General features: G+C 61.3%; 21 protein-coding genes. 12 read left to right on the forward strand and 9 right to left on the reverse strand.

Annotated features, from left to right (window positions below):
• Window positions 1–23 precede the first annotated feature (23 nt).
• From M0H32_RS01260 to mutY, 3 genes are all read right to left on the reverse strand, one after another.
• Window positions 24–503: a fasciclin domain-containing protein gene (locus M0H32_RS01260; RefSeq protein WP_248149707.1), complete on the reverse strand. Its 480-nt coding sequence runs from the start codon at window positions 501–503 to the stop codon at window positions 24–26.
• 227 nt (window positions 504–730) lie between these two features.
• Window positions 731–1279, reverse strand: coding sequence for a 2OG-Fe(II) oxygenase (locus M0H32_RS01265; RefSeq protein ID WP_248149708.1), 549 nt, complete (start codon window positions 1277–1279; stop codon window positions 731–733).
• A gap of 93 nt (window positions 1280–1372) precedes the next feature.
• Entirely contained in the window at window positions 1373–2440 is a 1068-nt protein-coding gene (gene mutY / locus M0H32_RS01270; protein WP_248149709.1) for an A/G-specific adenine glycosylase, read from the reverse strand.
• A 224-nt stretch (window positions 2441–2664) separates the two neighbouring features.
• Here mutY and M0H32_RS01275 point away from each other — a divergent pair, with 224 nt between their 5' ends.
• The 8 genes from M0H32_RS01275 to M0H32_RS01310 all read left to right on the forward strand — a co-directional run bounded on the left by M0H32_RS01275 (window position 2665) and on the right by M0H32_RS01310 (window position 10462).
• Window positions 2665–3174, forward strand: coding sequence for a DUF721 domain-containing protein (locus tag M0H32_RS01275; RefSeq protein ID WP_248149711.1), 510 nt, complete (start codon window positions 2665–2667; stop codon window positions 3172–3174).
• A gap of 274 nt (window positions 3175–3448) precedes the next feature.
• On the forward strand, window positions 3449–4084 hold the full coding sequence (locus tag M0H32_RS01280) for a thioredoxin domain-containing protein (RefSeq protein WP_248149714.1): 636 nt from the start codon (window positions 3449–3451) through the stop codon (window positions 4082–4084).
• An 87-nt stretch (window positions 4085–4171) separates the two neighbouring features.
• The gene (gene smc, locus M0H32_RS01285; RefSeq protein WP_248149716.1) at window positions 4172–7630 is read left to right on the forward strand and encodes a chromosome segregation protein SMC; all 3459 of its coding nucleotides are present in this window, start codon (window positions 4172–4174) and stop codon (window positions 7628–7630) included.
• 222 nt (window positions 7631–7852) lie between these two features.
• Window positions 7853–8239, forward strand: a complete 387-nt coding sequence (locus tag M0H32_RS01290; RefSeq protein ID WP_248150532.1) for an AtpZ/AtpI family protein — start codon at window positions 7853–7855, stop codon at window positions 8237–8239.
• Window positions 8240–8293: 54 nt separating this feature from the next.
• A complete protein-coding gene (locus M0H32_RS01295; protein WP_248149719.1) occupies window positions 8294–9043 on the forward strand; it encodes a F0F1 ATP synthase subunit A in 750 nt (249 codons plus the stop codon).
• Between the two features lie 73 nt (window positions 9044–9116).
• Window positions 9117–9341 carry a F0F1 ATP synthase subunit C gene (locus M0H32_RS01300; RefSeq protein WP_248149721.1) on the forward strand — a complete coding sequence of 75 codons (225 nt, stop codon included), beginning with the start codon at window positions 9117–9119 and terminating at the stop codon, window positions 9339–9341.
• 82 nt (window positions 9342–9423) lie between these two features.
• Window positions 9424–9972 carry a F0F1 ATP synthase subunit B gene (locus M0H32_RS01305; RefSeq protein ID WP_248149723.1) on the forward strand — a complete coding sequence of 183 codons (549 nt, stop codon included), beginning with the start codon at window positions 9424–9426 and terminating at the stop codon, window positions 9970–9972.
• 10 nt (window positions 9973–9982) lie between these two features.
• Window positions 9983–10462 (forward strand): F0F1 ATP synthase subunit B family protein, encoded by a 480-nt coding sequence (locus tag M0H32_RS01310; RefSeq protein ID WP_248149726.1) that lies wholly within the window; start codon window positions 9983–9985, stop codon window positions 10460–10462.
• Between the two features lie 72 nt (window positions 10463–10534).
• Here M0H32_RS01310 and M0H32_RS01315 read toward each other — a convergent pair whose 3' ends face one another.
• The 4 genes from M0H32_RS01315 to M0H32_RS01330 form a co-directional block, all read right to left on the reverse strand.
• The gene (locus tag M0H32_RS01315) at window positions 10535–11056 is read right to left on the reverse strand and encodes a GNAT family N-acetyltransferase (RefSeq protein WP_248149730.1); all 522 of its coding nucleotides are present in this window, start codon (window positions 11054–11056) and stop codon (window positions 10535–10537) included.
• A gap of 741 nt (window positions 11057–11797) precedes the next feature.
• On the reverse strand, window positions 11798–12451 hold the full coding sequence (locus tag M0H32_RS01320) for a ribonuclease HII (RefSeq protein WP_248149732.1): 654 nt from the start codon (window positions 12449–12451) through the stop codon (window positions 11798–11800).
• Window positions 12452–12494: 43 nt separating this feature from the next.
• Window positions 12495–13559, reverse strand: coding sequence for a PA0069 family radical SAM protein (locus M0H32_RS01325; protein WP_248150533.1), 1065 nt, complete (start codon window positions 13557–13559; stop codon window positions 12495–12497).
• Window positions 13560–13762: 203 nt separating this feature from the next.
• Window positions 13763–14605 (reverse strand): substrate-binding periplasmic protein, encoded by an 843-nt coding sequence (locus M0H32_RS01330; protein ID WP_248149734.1) that lies wholly within the window; start codon window positions 14603–14605, stop codon window positions 13763–13765.
• A gap of 349 nt (window positions 14606–14954) precedes the next feature.
• Here M0H32_RS01330 and M0H32_RS01335 point away from each other — a divergent pair, with 349 nt between their 5' ends.
• Complete coding sequence (locus M0H32_RS01335; protein ID WP_248149736.1) at window positions 14955–15650, forward strand: glycosyltransferase; 696 nt, start codon at window positions 14955–14957, stop codon at window positions 15648–15650.
• Between the two features lie 27 nt (window positions 15651–15677).
• Here M0H32_RS01335 and M0H32_RS01340 read toward each other — a convergent pair whose 3' ends face one another.
• Both M0H32_RS01340 and moaB read right to left on the reverse strand, forming a co-directional pair.
• Complete coding sequence (locus M0H32_RS01340; RefSeq protein WP_248149738.1) at window positions 15678–16181, reverse strand: GNAT family N-acetyltransferase; 504 nt, start codon at window positions 16179–16181, stop codon at window positions 15678–15680.
• Window positions 16182–16183: 2 nt separating this feature from the next.
• Window positions 16184–16741 carry a molybdenum cofactor biosynthesis protein B gene (gene moaB, locus M0H32_RS01345; RefSeq protein WP_248149740.1) on the reverse strand — a complete coding sequence of 186 codons (558 nt, stop codon included), beginning with the start codon at window positions 16739–16741 and terminating at the stop codon, window positions 16184–16186.
• Between the two features lie 198 nt (window positions 16742–16939).
• Between moaB and M0H32_RS01350 the strand changes: the two genes are divergently transcribed.
• From M0H32_RS01350 to M0H32_RS01360, 3 genes are all read left to right on the forward strand, one after another.
• The gene (locus M0H32_RS01350; RefSeq protein WP_248149742.1) at window positions 16940–18166 is read left to right on the forward strand and encodes an aminotransferase-like domain-containing protein; all 1227 of its coding nucleotides are present in this window, start codon (window positions 16940–16942) and stop codon (window positions 18164–18166) included.
• A 35-nt stretch (window positions 18167–18201) separates the two neighbouring features.
• On the forward strand, window positions 18202–18846 hold the full coding sequence (locus M0H32_RS01355; RefSeq protein WP_248149744.1) for a ceramidase domain-containing protein: 645 nt from the start codon (window positions 18202–18204) through the stop codon (window positions 18844–18846).
• 99 nt (window positions 18847–18945) lie between these two features.
• Complete coding sequence (locus M0H32_RS01360) at window positions 18946–21240, forward strand: NADP-dependent malic enzyme (RefSeq protein WP_248149746.1); 2295 nt, start codon at window positions 18946–18948, stop codon at window positions 21238–21240.
• Window positions 21241–21447 lie beyond the last annotated feature (207 nt).

A 21447-nucleotide genomic window follows, 5' to 3' on the forward strand; every position in this document is an offset into this window, starting at 1 on the left:
GGGTAGAACGCACCCTGGAGCCGTCAGTTCGGCATGATGACAGTGTCAATCACGTGGATGACGCCGTTCGAGGCTTCTACATCGGCGGTGACCACGCTGGCCTCGTCGACCTTGACGCCGTCGGTTGCGTCAACGGAGATTTCGCTGCCTTCGACCGAAGCGACCTCAGCCTTCTTGCCTGCGATGTCGGACGACATCACTTTGCCCGGTACGACGTGGTAGGTGAGGATGGCAACGAGCTGGTCCTTGTTTTCCGGCTTGAGCAGGTTCTCGACTGTGCCTTCCGGCAGTTTCGCAAAGGCTTCGTCTGTTGGGGCAAAAACCGTGAATGGCCCTTCACCCTTCAGCGTGTCGACGAGCCCGGCCGCCTGAACAGCCGCTACGAGCGTGCTGAAGGATCCGGCGCCGACAGCGGTGTCGACAATGTCCTTGTCGGAGGCCTTGGCCGCGCTGAGCGGCAGGGCAATCACAAGGGCTAAGACTAGTTTCTGAAGCAGTTTCATGTGTCACTCCCACTGGTTGACACAGGCAAGCAAAAAGGGTTTCGGGAAAGGAGTTTCCCGAGCGCCGTCAATTGGTTTTTTCGCCTGTGTTGCTGTGATTACGGCCCGCCTCGCGCCGCGGATGAGGAAAAACTCTTTCTCTATTTTTTTCAACCCGACTGCTGATCCAATGGCACCGGTTCTGCGTTAAGCGCGCTTGGCCAGCGAGCCGGTGTGCCGGGCAGGCGTTAGCGAAACCGCGGGCCGTGGCTCCAGCAGGTCAGCGAAAAGCGGGTGCCTTTCGAAACCGGAACCACCCGGTGCAACATGAAACTGGCAAACAGCGTTGCGCTGCCCTGGTCGCGCGAAGCGGTCATCACCTTGTGGCCGAGACTGACCTCCAGTGCGCCGCCCTCATAGGCGTCGGTGGGGGAGAGCTGGGTGACGATGGTGGCCTTGCGGCATTGCGCAATCGGGCCTTCGCCGATGTCGGAATGCCAGTCGTAGTGGCCTTCCTCGCTCTCGTCATAAACGGCGACCTGCAATTTCTCCCGGAAATCGGTGATGTCGAAATCGAAAGCCTCGCGATTGGCTCTTGCAACGGCGCCCATCACGCGCTCCATCACCCATGAGGCTGATCCTTCATCATCCAGCCAGCTCACCTTGGCGCGGCGGATGTCGCGCTGCTGCGTGCCGCCGACGAGACCGCCGGCGTCCCGGCTTTCCGCCTGGCTCAGGCGAATGATTTCGTCGCAATCCCGCTTCGAGAACAGCGCGTCATGGGCATAGGTGAACATGATCTTGGGGTCCAAAAAGAGAACGTGCTCTTCAACATTCAAACGCGGGTTTCCGCAACTGTTTTTTGAGCCGGGTAACGACTATTTGCTATTTCAATCCAGAGCTGCGGTCAGAGCCTTTCGCATCACCGTCGGCAGAGCCTCTTCGGAGAGCATGTCCGGGGTAGACCACCAGTCCCGCGCGGAAGCATTAAGGCTCTCCGCTGCCAGGTCAGCCCGATAGACAGCAAGCCGCAGATGGAAGTGGGTGAAGGTGTGCTTCACTTCGTTCATTCGCTTTCGCCAGTCGGCGGGAAAGGGCGCGTGCTCGAGGGCGGCCTCGGTGTCGAAGTCTTCCGACCAATCCGAGCCCGGCACTTCCGTCATGCCGCCGAGAAGCCCTTTGGGAGGCCGGCGGCGCAGCAGCACCGCGCCTGTCGCTGGGTCCACAGCGACAAAGGCGGCGCCAAACCGGGTCGGCTTCTGTTTCTTCGGTGCCTTGCGGGGCAGGGTCTCGGCAAGCTCCGACGACTGGACCGCACAGATGTCCCGCCACGGGCACAGCGCGCAGGCGGGGCGTTTGGGCGTGCAGATGGTCGCCCCCAGATCCATCACGGCCTGGGCGAAGTCGCCGGGCCGTTTTTCCGGCGTCAGCTCGCCCATCTGGGCTTTGATCTGCGGCTTGGCATCGGGCAGCGGCGTCTCGATCCGGAACAGCCGGGTCAGCACTCTTTCGACATTGCCGTCGACGACGGCGGCGTGCCGGTCAAAGGCGATGGTGGCGATTGCGGCGGCGGAATAGGGCCCGATGCCGGGCAGCGTCTGCAGCGTTTTTTCGTCTTCCGGGAAGCGGCCGGCATGATCCGATGCGACGGTTTCGGCGCATTTTTTCAGGTTGCGCGCCCGCGAATAATAGCCGAGCCCCGCCCAGGCTTTCATCACGTCTTCTTCCGGCGCGGCGGCGAGATCTTCGACCGTCGGCCACAGACGGCAGAACTTTTCAAAATAGTCTTTGACCGCGGCAACGGTCGTCTGCTGCAACATGATTTCAGACAGCCAGATCCTGTAGGGATCCGGGATTTCACCGAGTTTCCGGTCCTCCGGCGCCACGCGCCAGGGCAGCCGTCTTGCGTGACGGTCGTACCAGTCAAGCAGCAGCCGGGCAGGGGAAGCAGATGCCATGTGATCAGCCGAGCAATTCTGCTTCAAAGCGTTTTTGAAGCTTTGGATAGCCTGGGGACAACTTTGCTGCTAACAGAGCGGTGATCAGGTTGAGACAAGTATTCGTCGTCATTTTGTCGTATTCTATTGCGAGACAACACCCCGATCCTGAAACGGGCCGGCAGGCCGCCGAACAGTTCGGCTGGATGAGGAGGTAGGCCATCAGCGCTTCAAAGGCAAACCCTGTGCACGCGCCCAGAGGGGCGAAACCGCTTTCCGATCTTGTCGGCAAGGCGATGACGCCGGTTTGCCGCAAGCGGGGTTTTGCCTCGGTCGACATCATCGCCTCCTGGGCGGATATCGTCGGCGAGCGTTATGGCACCAGGGTGCAGCCCGAACGCCTGATCTGGCCGCGCCGGCCGGACCGGACGGATCCGGAAACACCGCCTGAACCGGCAACACTGGTGGTACATACCGACGGTGCGACCGCGCTGATGCTGTCCCATGACAACGCCCAGGTGATCGAGCGCATCAACACGTTCTACGGCTGGCGCGCCATTGGACGTATCAAGATCCTGCAACAGCCCGTCCAGGTGAAACGCCCGGCTCCGAAAAGGGACCTGAGGCCGCTGACACAAAGCGAAGAACAGCGTCTTGAGCAAAATCTCGAAGGTGTCGAGAACGACCGGTTGCGCCAGGCACTGAAGAAACTCGGCGCCCAGGTGATCGCGCGCAATGCCGGCAAGGCCGCCTGACACTTAACACCTGACCTTGGACGACACCGGTCAGTCCGCTATAACAACACCGTGAAACCGGCTCTTGAACCGTCCTCTCTCCCGCCACATTTGATAAGCTTTGTTGACGCCGGATGCCCGACAGGGCACAGAGAGCGTTAATCTGGTTCATCCTGTATTCAGCTGAGGGCAGGTAGGACGAACCGACATTCACTTCGATGCACCGGTGTCCACTGGAGACCGAGCAACCACGCACCATCCGGTGCAGAATTTGACTTGTGACAGGACGATCTTCGTGAAACAGACCCGCAGACAGTTTCTCAAAACCACCGCCCTGGCGACGGCCGCCTTTGGTCTTGCCGGTACCGGCATCGCCCTTGCCGAATCCGTCGATCTGGAGGAGTTGCTGATCCCCGGCCCGCTCGGCGACAAGATCCTCGGCGACGAGAACGCGCCGGTCACCATTGTCGAATATGCCTCCATGACCTGCGGACATTGCGCCAATTTTCACAAGAAGACCTGGCCGTCCCTGAAGGAACAGTATGTCGACACCGGCAAGGTTCGTTTCATCTTCCGCGAGTATCCGCTGAACCAGGAAGCCTTTGCCATGTCCATGCTGGCGCGCTGCGCACCGGCCGACAAGTATTTCGAGATTGTGGACATCATGTTCGAACAGCTGCGCAGCGGCGCGCTGTCCGGCGAATTCCTTCCCGCCCTGACAAGCCTCTCCAAACAGATCGGTTACACGCAGGAATCGTTCAACAAATGCCTGACGGACCAGGGCCTTCTGGATGCCCTGGTTGCCGAACGTGACCGCGCGTCGCAAAAATTCGGGGTGAAATCCACGCCGACTTTCTTTATCAATGGCGAGTTACATTCCGGGGCAATGTCGATTGAACAGATGGGCGAGATCATCGAAGCGGCAAGTTAAGCTGGCGGCCACGCCGCCGGCTGCCGTGCGGATGGCCGATCCATCCTGCCTGAAAGAGGCGCCCGTTTCTTCCGGGACCGGGCGCCGATGAAGTTCTCCAAGCTCCGCATCGTCGGCTTCAAATCCTTCGTCGAGCCGATGGAATTCATCATCGGCAACGGCCTGACCGGTGTGGTCGGGCCGAATGGCTGCGGCAAGTCCAACCTTGTCGAGGCCCTGCGCTGGGTGATGGGGGAAAACTCCTACAAGAACATGCGCGCGTCCGGCATGGACGACGTGATCTTCTCCGGCAGCCTCAACCGGCCGGCGCGTAACACGGCCGAAGTGACGCTGTTTCTGGATAACCCGGACCGCACCGCGCCTGCCGCCTTCAACGATGCCGACCTTCTGGAAGTCAGCCGCCGCATCGAGCGCGAGCAGGGCTCCAACTACAAGATCAACGCAAAGGATGTGCGCGCCCGCGACGTCCAGCTGCTGTTCGCCGACGCCTCCACCGGCGCCCGCTCGCCCGCCATGGTGCGCCAGGGGCAGATCGGCGAGCTGATTGCCGCCAAGCCGACTTCGCGCCGCCAGATTCTGGAGGAGGCCGCCGGCATTTCCGGCCTGCATTCGCGCCGCCACGAGGCCGAAATCCGTCTGCGCGCGGCCGAGCAGAACCTGGAGCGCCTGGAAGACGTTCTGGTGCAGATCGATGGCCAGCTCGACAATCTGAAACGCCAGTCGCGCCAGGCGACCCGCTACCGCAATCTGTCTTCCGAAATTCGCGGCGCCGAAGCCTCGATCCTCTATATCCGCTGGACCGAAGCCCGCGAGGCGCTCGCCAGCGCGGAAGCCCAGTTCGCCGAGGCCCAGAAACAGGTCAACGAGGCGACCGCGCTGCAAGCTGAAAGTGCCCGCATTCAGGCGATCGCCGCCCACAAGCTGCCGGAACTGCGCGACGACGCCGCCAAGGCTGGCGCTGCCCTGCAGCGGCTGGTCATCGCGCGCAACGAACTCGACGCCGAGGAACGTCGGGTGAAGGAACGGCTGCAGGATCTGGAAAGGCGCATGGTGCAGCTGGCGGAGGACATCCGCCGAGAGCAAAGCATGGTTTCCGAGAATGACGAGGTGCTGGAGCGCCTGTCGGAGGAGCGCGCAGAGCTTCTGGAAGAAAACGAAATGGTCTCGGAGCGGACCGGAACAGCGCGGGAGAAGGTCGCGGAAGCCGAGGAGACCGTGCGCGGCCTCGAAACCCAGCTGTCCGACCTGACCGCCACCGAGGCCCGGGCAAGCGCGGAACGGCGCCAGCTGGAACGGGCCGTTGCCGACAGCCGCCAGCGGGCCGACCGCCTGGTGGCCCAGGCCCAGGAGGCCCAGCAGGTCCTGAACGATCTCACCGCCCAGATGGCGGAGCATGATGGCGTTTCGGAAAACCGGGAAGCGCTGGAACTCGCCGAGGAAGCCTTGATCGAGGCGGAAACGGCCGTTGAAGACGCCGAAACGGCAACGCGCGAGGCCCGTGAGCGGGAACAGGCCGCGCGTGCGCCGCTCAGCGAAGCGCAGCAGATGCTGCAGGGGCTCGAAACCGAGGCGCGCACCCTGGAGCAGGTGCTCAATGTTCATTCCGACCAGGATCACACGCCCGTCGTCGAGCAGCTGACGGTCGAGCAAGGCTTTGAGACTGCGCTCGGCGCCGCGCTCGGCGAGGATCTCGATGCCTCGCTGGAGGAAGCTGCCGCCGTCCGCTGGCAGGGCGTCCTGCCCCATGACGGCGATCCGGCTTTGCCCTCCGGCCTGCGCAGCCTCGCCGATGTCGTCGATGCGCCGGCCGAGCTCAAACGCCGTCTTCTTCAGATCGGCATTGTCGAGCAGGCCGCCGGGCCGGGTTTGCGCAACACCTTGAAACCCGGCCAATGCCTGGTCTCCAAGGAAGGCGACCTCTGGCGCTGGGACGGTTACGTGGTGGCCGCCAACGCGCCGACGCCTGCAGCTCAACGCCTGGCACAGAAAAACCGGCTGGCCGAACTCGGCGACGAGATCGACACCGCGCGCCGGGGCGTGGCCGACCAGGTCGAAGCATTGGAACGCGCCGCGGCCGACGTGCGCCAGGCCGTTGAACTGGAACAGATCGCCCGGGGCAAGGTCCGCGACGGCCAGCGCCGGGCCTCGGCAGCCCGAGAGGCGCTGGCGGCGGCCGAACGGGCCATTTCCCAGGTCGCAGCCAAGAAGGAAGCCGCCCAGGATCGGGCGCAGCGCCTCGGCGAGGAAGCCGAGATGGCGCGCGAGCAGGTACTCGAAGCCGAGGCTCAGCTGGAAGAAGCGCCCGACGCCACCAGCTATCAGGACCAGATCGAGGAGCTGCGCGGCGAAGTCGCCGCCGCCCGAAGTGCGCTTGCCGAAGCGCGCGCCGTTTCCGAAGGGCTGACGCGCGAACAGCAGATGCGCGACCGCCGCCTTGAGGCGATCGCCCGCGAGTATGACAGCTGGAAAACCCGTGCCGCCAATGCCGCCCAGCAGATTGCCGTCCTGAAGGAGCGTCAGGAGGAGGCCGAGGAAGAGCGCGGCGAGCTGATCGAGGCGCCCGAGGACATCGAGATCAAGCGCCGGGAGCTGTTCTCCGCCATCGCCAAGGCGGAAGAGGACAAGAAAGCCAAGGACGACCGGCTGCAGCAGGCCGAACTCGACCTATCCGACGTCGACCGGGCAGCCAAGGCGGCGATGGAAGCCATGTCTGGCGCCCGCGAGCAGAAGATCCGCGCCGAGGAGCGGCTTGAAGCAGCGAAATCCCGCATGAGCGACCTGGAACGGCGCATCGACGAGGATCTGGAAGTGTCCGTTGCGGCCCTGCCGGAGATTGCCGGACTGAAGGAGGGCGCGCCCCTGCCGGACCCGGAGGCGATGGAACGCAAGCTGGAACGTTTGAAAGCCGAGCGCGAGCGCCTCGGTGGCGTCAATTTGCGCGCTGAAGAGGAATTGCGTGAGATCGACGAACAGAAAACCACGCTGACATCCGAGCGCGACGATCTCATCGAGGCGATTCGGCGTCTGCGCACCGGCATTTCCAATCTCAACCGTGAGGCCCGGGAGCGCCTGTTGGCCTCCTTCGAAGTGGTCAACGGCCATTTCCAGCGTCTGTTTACGCACCTTTTCGGCGGCGGCACGGCGGAGCTTCAGCTGGTCGACAGCGACGACCCGCTCGATGCGGGCCTCGAAATCATCGCCCGCCCGCCGGGCAAGAAGCCGCAGACCATGACGCTTTTGTCGGGCGGCGAGCAGGCCTTGACCGCCATGTCTCTGATTTTTGCGGTGTTCTTGACGAATCCGGCACCGATCTGCGTGCTCGATGAGGTCGATGCACCGCTCGATGACGCCAATGTCGAGCGCTATTGCGATCTTCTGGACGAAATGGCGGCCAGCACGGAGACACGTTTTGTGGTCATCACCCACAATCCGATCACCATGGCCCGCATGAACCGCTTGTTTGGTGTGACCATGGCCGAACGCGGCGTTTCCCAGCTGGTTTCGGTGGATTTGGAGACAGCCGAGCGATTCCGCGAAACCGCCTAGCTGGCGGCCGTAAGCGCATCTTGTGCGGCACTGCCGCGAAAAGCTTATGCAACTTAGGTCTGGCCGAATCTGTATGAGTAAAAATAGTGATTTAATATCAATAAGATAGAGTTTCCTTAAGGCTTCTTGACACGGCAGGGGGCGCCGACTATGGTGCGCGCGGCTTAGGGGGCTCCCTGTTGTTGGATCTGACATGTCGGCGCTGGCTGAGGACTTAAGATGATGTCTTCGCAAAACGGCGATGGAGAAGATCGGGCAGCTGGTTCCTCTGAAGCGGGTCTGTCGGAACGGCGGGCTCAATTGAACCGGAAGCTTGATGGCATTCGGGCGGTAGAAGAAAAAGCCGCTCGCAAGTCGCAAAGCAGCTCATCCGGATATGCGCAGGCAATGAAGCTGTCTTCAGAATTCATTGCGGGCGTACTGGTGGGGGCCGGGATCGGTTGGGTGACCGACCAGTGGTTTGGAACATCGCCCTTCGGGCTGATCGTTTTCCTGCTGCTGGGCTTCGTAGCCGGTGTCTTGAATGTTCTGCGCTCGGCCGGGGTTGTCGAGGACCAGGACGCCAAGATCCAGCGCGAAAAAGACGTTCAGAACGACAGGACCGACTAGATTTTGTCGCGCCTTCGGGCGCTGTGATTATGAACGAGCGAAGAAGGCTGGCCGGTGGCGAACGATCCGATCCATCAGTTCCAAATCCAGAAGATCTTTCCGATTGAAGTCGGGGGTATGGATTTCTCTTTCACCAACTCTTCGCTGTTCATGGTTTTGACCGTGGCAGCGACGTCTGCATTTCTGATCTTCTCGACCAGCGGCCGTGGCCTTGTCCCGTCCCGTGTTCAGTCGGTCTCGGAAATGATGTACGAATTCGTCGCAAGCACGTTGCGAAGCTCAGCGGGAACGGAAGGTATGCGCTTTTTTCCGCTCGTGTTCTCGCTCTTCATGTTCGTGCTTGTCGCAAACCTCTTCGGGATGTTCCCGTATTTCTTCACCATCACCAGCCACATCATCGTGACCTTTGCGCTTGCGATGCTGGTGATCATGACCGTGATCATCTACGGCTTCATGAAAAACGGTATGAAGTTCCTCAAACTGTTCGTCCCGAGCGGCGTGCCTGGCGCACTGATCCCGCTGGTGACCCTGATTGAGGTGATCTCCTTCCTGTCGCGTCCGATCAGCCTGTCCGTTCGTCTGTTTGCGAACATGCTGGCCGGTCACATCACGCTGAAGGTTTTCTCTGGTTTCGTCGTCAGCCTCAGCGCCATGGGCGCGGTCGGGGTGTTCGGATCCATTCTTCCGCTTGGAATGACGGTCGCCCTGACGGCGCTGGAATTCCTGGTCGCGTTCCTGCAGGCCTATGTCTTCACGGTCCTGACCTGCATGTATCTGAACGACGCCATTCATCCTTCACACTGAGGGTAATCCAAATCACACGGCCTCAATGCGCCGTACGTGAGCAATCTGCAAACACCATCTAGGAGCACGTGTCATGGAAGCAGAAGCAGCAAAATACATCGGTGCCGGTATCGCATGTCTCGGCATGGGCGGCGCAGGCATCGGCCTCGGCAGCATCTTCGGTAACTACCTCGCAGGCGCTCTGCGCAACCCGTCCGCAGCTGATGGCCAGTTCGGCCGTCTGATCTTCGGCTTCGCCGTGACGGAAGCTCTGGGCATCTTCTCCCTGCTGGTCGCTCTGATCCTCCTGTTCGCTTAATCGCTCATAAGCAGCGACTAACGATGCGACTCCGGTGGCGGCGCCCTGAAAGCGCCGCCTAGCCGGATTTAGGAGACAGGAAATGGCAGGCACGACCACTGAAGGCCACGCGGTAATCGCGGAAGCGGCCGCAGAGCACGGCGCGGGTTTCCCGCCGTTCGACGCGACCACCTTTGCGTCCCAGCTGCTATGGCTCGCCATCACCTTCGGCATCTTCTACTGGATCATGAAGAACGTGGCCATGCCGCGGCTCGCTGGGATCCTGGAAGACCGCAAGGACCGCATCGCCGGTGATCTTTCCGAGGCCAACCGCCTGAAGGAAGAAACCGACGCGGCGATCGCGGCATACGAGCAGGCACTGACCGAAGCCCGCAACAAGGCGCATGGCATTGCCCATGACACGCGGGCCAAGCTCAAGGCCGAGCAGGATGCTCGCCGCGAGAAGGCGGAAGCCGAACTCGGCGAAAAGCTCAAGGCGGCGGAAGCTCATATTGCCGGCATCAAGACCGAGGCCCTTTCCCAGATCGAGGAAATTGCCGGAGACACCACGTCAGCGCTCGTCGAGCAGCTGATCGGCAAGGCTCCGACCAAGACCGATCTGACCAAGGCGCTGAAATCGGCGATGAACTGAGGAGACGATCATGGACGCTACATTTTGGGCCACGATCGGTCTCGTTCTTTTCTTCGCGCTGATCATCTATATCAAGGTTCCGGCCAAAATCGGAGCCTCCCTGGATGAGCGCGCCGAAGGTATCCGCAAGGACCTGGAAGAAGCACGCAAGATGCGTGAAGAAGCCCAGGAACTGCTGTCGGAATATCAGCGCAAGCGCCATGAGGCCGAAGGCGAGGCGGAAGGCATCATTGCTGAAGCAACGTCTGAAGCCGAGCGCCTGACGGTTGAAACCAACCAGGCTCTTGAAGAGATGATCGCCCGCCGTACCAAGGCAGCGGAAGACAAGATTGCCCAGGCCGAAAGCCAGGCGATTGCCGAAGTCCGCGCCAAGGCAGCCGACATCGCCGTTGCCGCGGCCGAGCAGATCCTGACCGCCAAGGTCAAGGACAAGGTCGCCGACGACATTGTCGCCAAGAGCATTGCTCAGGTGAAAGACCGTCTGAACTGAGGTTCAGGGTTCTGGTGAAGAAATGAAAAGCGGCCTTTCGGGGCCGCTTTTTTTTGTTGGCTGCCAGTCTGATCACATGTCGGTTTCCCGGACCATGATCAGGTTGGGCACCGCTCCACCTTCGAACTCGAAGGTCCAGCGCCCTTCATGCCGCATGCCGAGTGCCTCGTAGAAGGCAATGGCCCGGTCATTCTTTTCATAGACCGTGAGGAAAAGCTTTTCCTGGCCGGCCGCCGCGGCCAGTTTGAGCGCGTTGTCAAAAAGCCTCCGGCCAAGCCCCAGCCGCTGATGATGCCGGCGGACGTAAAGAGTTTCGAACTCGGCCGTCCCGCTGCCGGGCGATACAGGATCGACCTTCAGGTTGAGCAGGACATAGCCCATAAGGCCGACGTCGTTGCGGGCAACGAGGAGGTACTTGTTTCTGTCAGCGAGGGCACCAGCGAAAGCCTCCGGTGTATAGGTCTCCAGAACATGTGCCGCGAAACTGTCGGAGATGCCTTCAGTCGCGTAGGTGTCCAGCCAGACTTCTATCGAGAGGGCAGCCAGGCTTCGGGCGTCCAAAGGCGTTGCCGCCTCGATTTTGAAAGCTGACATGGTGACGTCTCACGGTCCTGGGAAATGCTGCTGATAGCCGGAGCAAGAACGAACGCTTAGCAGAGTTGACCCTGCACAGGTCAGTTCGGATTGAACGTCATCGGAGGGGAGAGAAGGAACAGATGTCCTTCAAACACGTGACTTGGGGAAAGGCGGAAAGCTGTCGGGTGAAGGCAATGCGCTGACCCTCGTCAGAAATAGAGGCTGGAAGCAAGGACCAGGACAACGGAAAGGATGACACCGCCCACCGCAAGAAGGGCGACGGCTCTCTCATAGTGCTGATTGAACATTGTACGAAAATTCCCTTTGGCTTGGGTCGGGGCTATGCTCAAAGGTGCGCCTTACCGATTTCTTAAAGGAAAAGGTAAACTTGGCATTTGACGACAGCCTGCTGCGGAGATGCCAAGCATTCGTTTCGGCAGCCTAGGCAGGAATGCGTAGCGTATTTCCGGTGGGTTCGGCTTCAGGTTTCAACGATTTTTCTTTTCCCGAACGGTGAGCGTTACCTTGTCATTGAGACGGCATTCGCCGATCAGTCCATATCCGAGCCGTTGATAGAATTCGATGTTTCTGAGGCTCTTGCTTCCGGAACTGCTCCTCGGTTTCGGTCAGCGGAGCAATTGTCCAGTCCTGGTAGATTTCGGCTTCGCTCTGGTAGGCCTCTCTTTGCAGAGCCAGCAGTTCGCAGGCATCGGCTTCGCCCACCCGGAAAATTGATAGCTCCAACACGGCGCCCCTTATCTATTCAATGCCTGCCGACAGACGCACCGGCTTGAAGCTCATCCGGTGATGCGGCGATGGGCCGAGTGTGTCCAGTGCCGCCTGATGCTGCGGCACGCCGTAGCCCTTGTGCTGAGCAAATCCGTAGCCCGTGCAATCCCTTTCCAGGGCAACCATCATCCGGTCACGGGTCACCTTTGCGACGATCGAGGCAGCCGCCACGCACAGGCAGCGGCCATCGCCCTTGACCAATGCCTGACCGGGCTGTTTCAGCCCGTGCGGCACGTCGCGGCCGTCGACCAGCACATAATCCGGAACCAGCGCAAGGTGGCTGACGGCGCGCACCATGGCGGAAAGTGTCGCGGTGCGGATATTCACCCGGTCGATGGTCGCCGGCGACGCGCTGGCGACCGAGACATGGGCGCTCGAGACGATCGCCGCGAACATCTCCTCGCGCTTGGCCTCGGTGAGCTTCTTGGAATCGTTCAAGCCCTCCGGCACCCGATCGTAGTCCAGGATCACGGCAGCCGTCACCACGGGCCCCGCCCAGGGGCCGCGGCCGGCTTCGTCGACGCCGCAAAGCCGGCCGCCAAAAGCCTTCGCGTGTTTGCGTTCAAGCTTCAGGTCGGGACTGTCGGGAAAGGCGAGATCGAATAGGGACGGGGTGAATGCCATTTCGGCAACGTGCCGCCCGTCTCCGGATTTCACAAGCTCTTTGTCAGAAGAGATCCAGCTGCACACCGCCTTTTTGCGGCTGCACGAAGGCGTCGGTGCTGAGTTTCCGGCGCCGGAGATTGAGCCCGAAGCGCTTGGCGGCGAGCGAGAAGCGCTTTGCGATCTGGTCGGCATAGGGACCGCGGCCGCGCATGCGTTCGCCCCATTTGGCGTCATAATCCTTGCCGCCGCGCATGGAGCGGATCAGGTTCATGACATGGCGGTACCGGTCCGGCCGGTGGCGCAGCAGCCAGTCCCGGAAGAGTTCGGAGACTTCCAGCGGCAGGCGCAGCAGGATGAAGGCGGCTTCGTTCGCACCATGCTCCGCCGCTGCCTCCAGAATGGCTTCGATCTCGCTGTCGGTCAGCGCCGGGATGACCGGTGCCATCATGACCGACGTCGGGATGCCGGCTTCGGACAGGGCCTTGATCGCGTCGAGCCGCTTGTGCGGGGCGGAGGCACGCGGTTCCATCGCGCGGCAGAGCTTCCGGTCGAGCGTGGTCACGGAAAGGGCCACCTTGACAAGATTGCGCTCTGCCATGCGCGACAGGATGTCGATGTCACGGGTAACCAGCGCCGATTTGGTGACGATGGCCACTGGATGGGAGCAAGTGTCGAGCACCTCCAGGATCTCCCGCATCAGCTCGTAACCTCTCTCCAGCGGCTGATAGGGATCGGTGTTGGTGCCAATGGCAATCACGCGGGGCGTATAGCCGGGCCGTGACAGTTCCCGCTCAAGCAATTGAGCAGCATTGGGTTTGGCGAAGAGACGCGTTTCGAAATCAAGGCCCGGTGAAAGGCCCATGAAGGCGTGGCTCGGCCGGGCGAAGCAATAGATGCAACCGTGCTCGCAGCCGCGATAAGGATTGATCGAGCGGTCGAAGGACAGGTCGGGCGATTCGTTGCGGGTGATGATCGTGCGCGCGCGCTCTTCCTGGACCTCTGTTTTCAGCGGCGGCAGGTCGTCGAGACTGTCCCAGCCATCGTTGAAGTTTTCGCGCGCAAGCGGTTCGAAACGGCCGCTCTTGTTGAGCGCGGCCGCGCGCCCGCGGCGGCGGTCTTCCGGCACCGTTGCCGCTTCGGCAGCGCCATGGTCGAGCTCGACCGGGGTGAGCTCGACGGGGGCGGGGGGCTCGTTAAGGGGGGGCCTGAGCGTCACGCGAAGTATCCGAGTTGTGATGAGAACATAAGAAGAACATTATCACTTCGGAATGGCAATGCAAGATGGCAGTCGCGTGTCTCCAGGCGCTGATAGGGCGACGTGTATCCGGATCAGCTGCCGCTGCGCACCTTGCCGCCATGCCGCTTGCCGAGATATTTGACCAGGATGGCTTCAAGCGTTCCGTCGGCTTTCATGTCCCGGATGGTCTGGTCGTAGCGGGCGACAAGACCATCGATGTCCGGATAGCTGGAGGCCTTCGCAAAGACATTGTAGTAGGGCTTGGTGATCAGCGGCTTGGACAGAAAGGACAGCTTGTCCAGCCTGCCGGCCTTCTTCTCCTCATAGAGCGTGCTGATCGTGTTCATCGGCACGGCGTCGATCCGTTTTGCCAGAAGCATGCCGATCTGGAGCGTGTTGCGCGGCACGGTCTGGAAGCTGAGGCCGGACTGCAAAAATTCAGGCGTATAGGAAAAATCCTGGGTGATGCCGATCTGCAGCCCCGCCAGATCGCGGTAGGCCTCGAAGGCGATCTTGCCTTCATCCTCCGCGCGGATGAAGAAATTCCAGCTGATGTCGATGTAGCTTTCTTCAGGGTAGAGCAGAAACGCCATCCGTTCCGGCTTCTTTGAAAACAGCAGCAGCATGTCGGCCCGGCCTGACATGGCCTCCTGCTGGATACGTGTGCCGGACTCGATCAGTTCGACCGAATAGGTCAGGTCCAGACGCCGCATGACCTCATCGATGACCTCGATGTCGATGCCCTTGTAGACGCCGTTTTCCACGAATTTGTAGGGCTCTTCCGGCGTTGCCAGGATGACTAGGTCACGTGCGGCGGTACTGCCGGCGAACAGGCATGCTGCGAGAAGGCACCCGAACATGGTTGCCGCCAGGCGTGCCGACCGCCTGCCCAGGGTCTTGCTGTAATGTGCGGACCAATCAGTTTTCACACGCATCAACCGTTCCAGATCCAGGACGTGACCGGCGGTCAGCATACCTATTTTTGATTGGGAATGCATGCTGGCGGCTCGATTGTGTGCATTGAAGTAAATTGGGCCGTCTTCCTCACCCGGTGCAAAAAGGATAATTCGGATAACGTTGGGGCAGCTTCTGTGGCGTCGAATGATGTAATTTAAAGACCTTTTCCGCGAAGCTGTTCGAAAATTGCCGGAAATCAGGTCTTGCTGACCTCAGTCAGAAATCGTGACCTGCCGATTATTGGCATTTGTTAAGAAGCACGGCAAAAGTCGCGCCGCATATACCCAGTTCACTCGCACTTTTGAAATTTTCCTGTAAAACAGGCGCATGATTAGTGTGATCATTGCGACAGAGAACTCAGAAGCGGACCTGGTACACGCGCTTTCGGCGCTGGTGAGCGCGGCGGCCGAGGGAATCGTGCGCGAAGTCATCGTCGTGGATTCGGGATCGAGCGACAATACCGACAAGATCGTCGATGCTGCCGGCTGCAGTTGGGCGCTGCGCCCCGGTGCCGCGCGCAGCGAGCGGCTTGCCTATGGCGCGTCGATCGCCAGCCGCACCGACTGGCTGTTGTTCCTGCGGCCGGAGAGCGTCCTGGAGAGCGGCTGGCATCACGAGGTGCAGGCCTTTGTGGAGCGGGCAGCCCGGGCGCGCAACGGCATGCGCACAGCCGCCAGTTTCCGGCTGCGTTACGAGACATTCGGTCTGGGGGCGCGCTTCAGCGAGATCTATGCATCCTTGCGTTCGCAGCTCTTCGGCATGCCCTATGGCAATCAGGGTCTGTTGATATCCCGTCAGTTCTACCAAAATCTCGGTGGACACCGGCCTTTGCCCGAGTTGGAAGATCTCGACATTGCCAAGCGGATCGGCCGGGGACGCATGGTGTTCCTGCGTGCGGCGGCCGTGTCGTCCGGCGTGCCGGAAGAGGGCAGCGCGGTCGCGCGCTTCCGGCAAGGTCTGGCCCGTTTCTGTGTCGGCATGCTGCGCATCCCGGCAAGCCTCGCGGTCAAGCTGCACGGCTAGAACGCATCAGTCTAGCCGTGAAACGCTCTAAAGAGGTCTGACCATCCTGACTGACGGGAAAATGACGTCTCCGGGCAGCTTCACATCGAACGGTTCCACCGTGCGAAATCCGCAGGCGGCGTAAAAGGCCTCGCCGTTCAGCGTTGAATAGCAGTTGAGCTCTTCAAGGCCCGCGGCCGCGGCCTCCTCAAGACAACGCGTCATCAGAGCGCGCCCGATGCCCCTTCGAGCCGCGTCCGGATCCGTGCCGAAATGCCGGATATTACCGTTGCGCGCGGTCTCGTTCCGGCCGGTTGGGGAGTGCTTCGTCCAGCCGCCCGCGCCGGCAATCGAACCGTCCTCGCCGCAGGCCACATAATAGCTTCCGGACGCCAGCAGGTCCGGATTTGCTTTCGTGATCAGCGGCAGGGCCTTTTCGAGTGTCGCCGGGTCATAGGCGGGGCGCAGCAAGGCGGTGTAGCTTTTGAGCAGCAGCGCCGATACGGCCTGTTCGTCATGAGGGGCGGCCACACGGATCCTGAAGCCCGGCAAGGTCAGGCTTCCTGCAGCTTGCCGCGTTTCAGGTGTTCGTCGAGCCTGGGCATGATCTCGACGAAATTGCACGGCATGTGCCGGTAGTCGAGTTGCCATTTGAGGATGCCGTCCCAGGCGTCCTTGCAGGCGCCGGGCGAGCCGGGAAGCACGAAGATGTAGGTTGCCCCGGCGACCCCGCCGGTCGCCCGGGACTGGATCGTCGACGTGCCGATCTTGTCGTAGGAGATCCGGTGGAACACCTCCGAAAAGCCGTCCATGCGTTTTTCAAACAAGGGTTCCATCGCTTCCGGTGTCACGTCCCGGCCAGTAAAGCCGGTGCCGCCGGTGGAGATGATCACGTCGATGCCCTCGTCGCCAATCCAGGCCTTCGCGATCTCCTGAATGGCCGGCACGTCGTCCGTGACGATACTGCGGTCCGCAAGCCTGTGGCCGGCCTTTTCAAGCCGGTCGACCAGCGTGTTGCCGGAGCGGTCGTCTTCCGGCTTGCGGGTGTCGGACACGGTCAGAACCGCGATGTTGAGCGGAATAAACGGGCGGCTGTCGTCGAGGCGGGACATGGGCTTCTCCTGTCTTCCCAACAGATAGGCGATTGGAGCCCGACCTGCCAGAGCTTCGAAGCGATCAACACGGCTTCTGGGTTGATTGAATGTGCGGCGCAATAAAATTACAAAAAATAACAAGATTGGGACACTTGCAAAATAGAAAGGTCAGTATTATTGACTTAAATAACCTAGCCAAAAGACGAAGAGCCAATCATGACCACCTGGGACAGCCTTTATGCCCGACGCGCAAGCCGCATGCGTGCCTCGGAAATCCGCGAACTCCTGAAACTGCTGGACCGGCCGGACGTGATCAATTTCGCCGGGGGCATCCCCGACCAGGCCCTGTTCCCGGCCGAGGACTTCAAGCAGGCCTATCAGGACATCCTGGCGGGACCGGACACGGGGCGGGCGCTTCAATACGGCATGAGCGAGGGCAGCAACCGGCTGCGCACCTGGATCGTCGGTCACATGCGGGCGCGTGGCATCGAATGCGGGCCGCAGAACATCCTGATCACATCGGGCTCCCAGCAGGGGCTGGATTACATCGGCAAACTGTTCCTGACCGAAGGCGACACCGCGCTGGTGCAATGGCCGACCTATCTCGGCGCGTTGCAGGCCTTCAATGCCTATGAACCGAATTACGACCGCCTCGATCCGGGCGCGAACCGGGCGGCAGAGGATTTTGCGGCAACGGCAACGGAGAAGGGCGGACGGATCAAGTTTGCCTATCTCTCTCCGGACTTTGCCAACCCGACGGGGCTGACCGTGGATCTGGCGGAACGCAAGCGCCTGCTGGCACTCGCGGAGGATTTGGGTTGCGCGGTGATCGAGGATTCGCCCTACGAGGCCCTGCGCTATGACGGTGACGCGCTTCCGCCGATCCTGGCTCTGGACAGCGAGGCGTCCGGCGGCATCGACAACACGCGCACGATTTACTGCGGCAGTTTCTCCAAGTCGTTGTCGCCGGGATTGCGTCTTGGCTGGATCTGCGCCGCGGCCGGCGTGATTTCCCGGCTAGTCCTGATCAAGCAGGCCAGTGACCTCAACTCGCCGGTCCTCAACCAGGAAGCCATGGCCCGCGTTGCCGAAAGCGTCTTTGAAAGCCACACCGCAAAGACGAATGCGGTTTACAAGGCCCGCCGCGACGCCATGCTGGCAGCGCTCGAACGGCACATGCCTGCCGGCGTGAGCTGGACCCGGCCGGACGGTGGGATGTTCATCTGGATGACCCTGCCCGCCGGGCTGGATGCGGCCGAACTTCTGGAAATGTCGATCGAAACGGTCCGCGTTGCCTTTGTGCCCGGTCGCGCCTTTCATCCGGACGGCTCCGGCGCAAACACCTTGCGGCTCAGCTTTTCCTGCAACGACTACCAGAAAATCGAAGAAGGTATTTCAAGGCTTGGCCGCTTGATTCCCGAAACTGTCACGTCCACGGTGTAAGCAAAGATAAAGAGGGTTTCTCAGGTGGCTCGCCGATGGCGCTGACCGACAGGCTGGACAATTACTGCGAGCGCGTCGGGCCGGAATTCTGGTCCGAGCCGCTCAACGCGGTCACCAACGCCGCGTTTCTGATTGCGGCTTTTGCCGCCTATCTGATCTGGCGCCGCAGGACGCCGGACGACCTGCCGGCGCTTTTGCTGATCGCGATTGTCTTTGCCACCGGTATTGGTTCCTTCCTGTTTCACACCTTCGCGACCAGATGGGCATCGCTGACCGATGTCATTCCGATCGCGCTGTTCATCCACGTCTATCTGTTTTTTGCCCTGAAACGTTTTTTGGTCCTGCGCTGGTGGGTGGCTCTCGGTATTGTCATCGCCTTCTTCGCGGCGACGCCGTTTCTTGGCCAAGCCGCCGCTCCGCTGGTCGGCTCTTCCGCCGGCTACGTTCCAGCGCTCCTGGCGATCTTCGTGGTGGGAGGCTTGTTTTACCGGCGCAACAGGGCTCTGGGCGCGCAGGTTCTGGCAACCGGCGTTGTCTTTGCCCTGTCGCTGACCTTCCGCACGCTGGACGAACCGCTGTGCGATCAGCTTGCAATCGGCACCCATTTCCTGTGGCATATCATGAACAGCGTCGTGCTGTTTTTGTTGTTGCGGGTTCTCATTTCGCAGCGCGCCGGGTAAAGCTCAGAGAGATTTCAGGAATTTGCGAAGCTTTTGAGTGGGGCAGCCCGGGCTTTCGCAACATAACAATATGACCTTAGGGAAGAGGCAGGGACCGTCATGAGTGACAGCAAATCCACCAGCAGCGATCTGACAGAAGCGGCCCTGTTCTATCACGAGCATCCTCGGCCCGGGAAACTGGAGATCCAGGCGATCAAGCCGCTCGGCAACCAGCGCGACCTGGCGTTGGCCTATTCGCCGGGTGTCGCCGCGCCCTGTCTTGCCATCGCCGACGATCCGTCAAAAGCGGCCCATTACACCTCGCGCGGCAATCTGGTCGCCGTGATTTCCAACGGCACCGCGGTTCTGGGGCTGGGCAATATCGGCCCGCTGGCCTCCAAGCCGGTGATGGAGGGCAAGGCGGTGCTCTTCAAGAAATTCGCCGGCATCGATGTCTTCGACATCGAGGTCGCCGAGACCGACGTCGAGAAATTCGTCAATGCGGTCTCCGTGCTCGAACCGACATTCGGCGGCATCAATCTTGAGGACATCAAGGCGCCGGAATGTTTCATGATCGAGGCGCAGCTGCGCGAGAAGATGAACATTCCGGTCTTCCATGACGATCAGCATGGCACTGCCATCATCGTCGGTGCCGCGGTTCGCAACGGCCTGCATCTCGCCGGCAAGAAGATCGAGGACGCCAAGATCGTCGCGTCCGGCGCGGGCGCGGCCGCGCTCGCCTGCCTCAACATGCTGATCTCGCTCGGCGCAACACGCGAAAACATCTGGGTCACCGACATTGAAGGCGTCGTCTATGAGGGCCGTGAAGCCTTGATGGACCAGTGGAAAGCCGCCTTCGCCCAGAAGACCGATCTACGCACCCTTGATGCGGTCATCGACGGTGCGGACGTGTTTCTGGGTCTTTCCGCCGGCGGGGTCCTGAAACCGCATATGGTGGAGAAGATGGGTAAGGGGCCGCTGATCCTGGCGCTGGCCAACCCGAACCCGGAGATCATGCCGGAAGAAGCCAAGGCGGTCCGCGACGACGTCGTCATGTGTACCGGCCGGTCCGACTATCCGAACCAGGTCAACAACGTCCTGTGTTTCCCCTATATCTTCCGCGGTGCGCTCGATGTCGGCGCCACCACGATCAACGAGGAAATGAAGCGGGCCGCAGTCGAGGCGATTGCCGGCCTTGCCCAGGAAGAACCCTCCGATGTCGCTGCCCGCGCCTATGGCGGCAAGACCGAGACCTTCGGCCCGAACTACCTGATCCCGTCTCCCTTCGACCAGCGCCTGATTCTGCGCATCGCCCCGGCCGTCGCCCAGGCGGCGATGGACACCGGGGTGGCCACGAGGCCGATCGAGGATTTCGACGCCTATCTGGACCGCCTGAACCGCTTCGTCTTCCGTTCCGGCCTGATCATGAAGCCGATCATCCAGAACGCCTCGAAGGACCCCAAACGCATCATCTACGCGGAAGGCGAGGACGAGCGCGTGCTGCGGGCCGCCCAGGTCCTGATCGAGGACAAGATTGCCAAGCCGATTCTGGTCGGCCGTCCCGACGTCCTTCAGCAACGCTGCGAGCGCTTCGGTCTGAAGATCCGTCCCGATGTCGATTTCGAGTTCATCAACCCCCAGGACGACCCCCGCTACCGCGAGTATGCAGAAGAGTATTTCGAGTGTGTCGGCCGCAAGGGCATGCCGCCGAATGCCGCCCGGACCGTGGTGCGTACCAACCAGACGGTGATTTCCGCCCTGGCGGTGCGCCGGGGCGATGCAGATGCCGTCATCTGCGGTCTTGAAGGCCGGTTCATCCGGCACTTGCGCGACATCAAGCAGGTGATCGGCATCTGCGAAACGGCCAAGGACCTCTCGGCCATGTCGCTCTTGATCAATTCGCAGGGCGCTCTTTTCCTCTCCGACACGTTCGTGACCGAAGACCCGTCCGCCGAGGAAATCGCCGAAATGGCGATCCTGGCGGCCGACGAGATCCGGCGGTTCGGCATCGAGCCGAAGATCGCGCTGCTGTCGCTGTCCAATTTCGGGTCCAGGGACACGGCGTCCTCGCGCAAGATGCGGGAAGCACTGGAGTTGATCTGGAAGCGGCACCCGGAACTGGAGGCCGATGGCGAGATGCATGGCGACTCGGCGCTCAGCGAAGATCTGCGCGACCGTGTCATGCCGGGCAGCAAGCTGAAGGGCGAGGCTAACTTGCTGCTGTTCCCCAATCTCGACGCCGCCAACATCGCGCACAATCTCCTGAAAGTGGCGACCCAGGCGCTCCATGTCGGCCCGATCCTGTTGGGCGCGGCCAAGCCGGCGCATATCCTGACACCGTCGGTGACCTCGCGCGGCGTGGTCAACATGTCGGCGCTTGCCAGCGTCGAGGCACAGACCCGCTCGGCCGGCTGAGCGGCTGCTACAATTCGCGCCCTTGTCTGAACGCGGCGGACCGGTACAACCGGTCCGCTGACTTGCCATCTAAGATCTGCCCTGCCAGCGTCATCCCGGCCAAGCGAAGCGTGAGCCGGGACCGGAGAGCCGGAGTGCTTAGATCGTTGGGCCCTTCTCTATCGACAGGCTCCGGCTCCCCGATCCCGGGTCTCCGCTGTGCTGCGC

Origin of the sequence: Roseibium sediminicola, from assembly GCF_023156505.1 — a bacterium.
Lineage (GTDB): Bacteria > Pseudomonadota > Alphaproteobacteria > Rhizobiales > Stappiaceae > Roseibium > Roseibium sediminicola.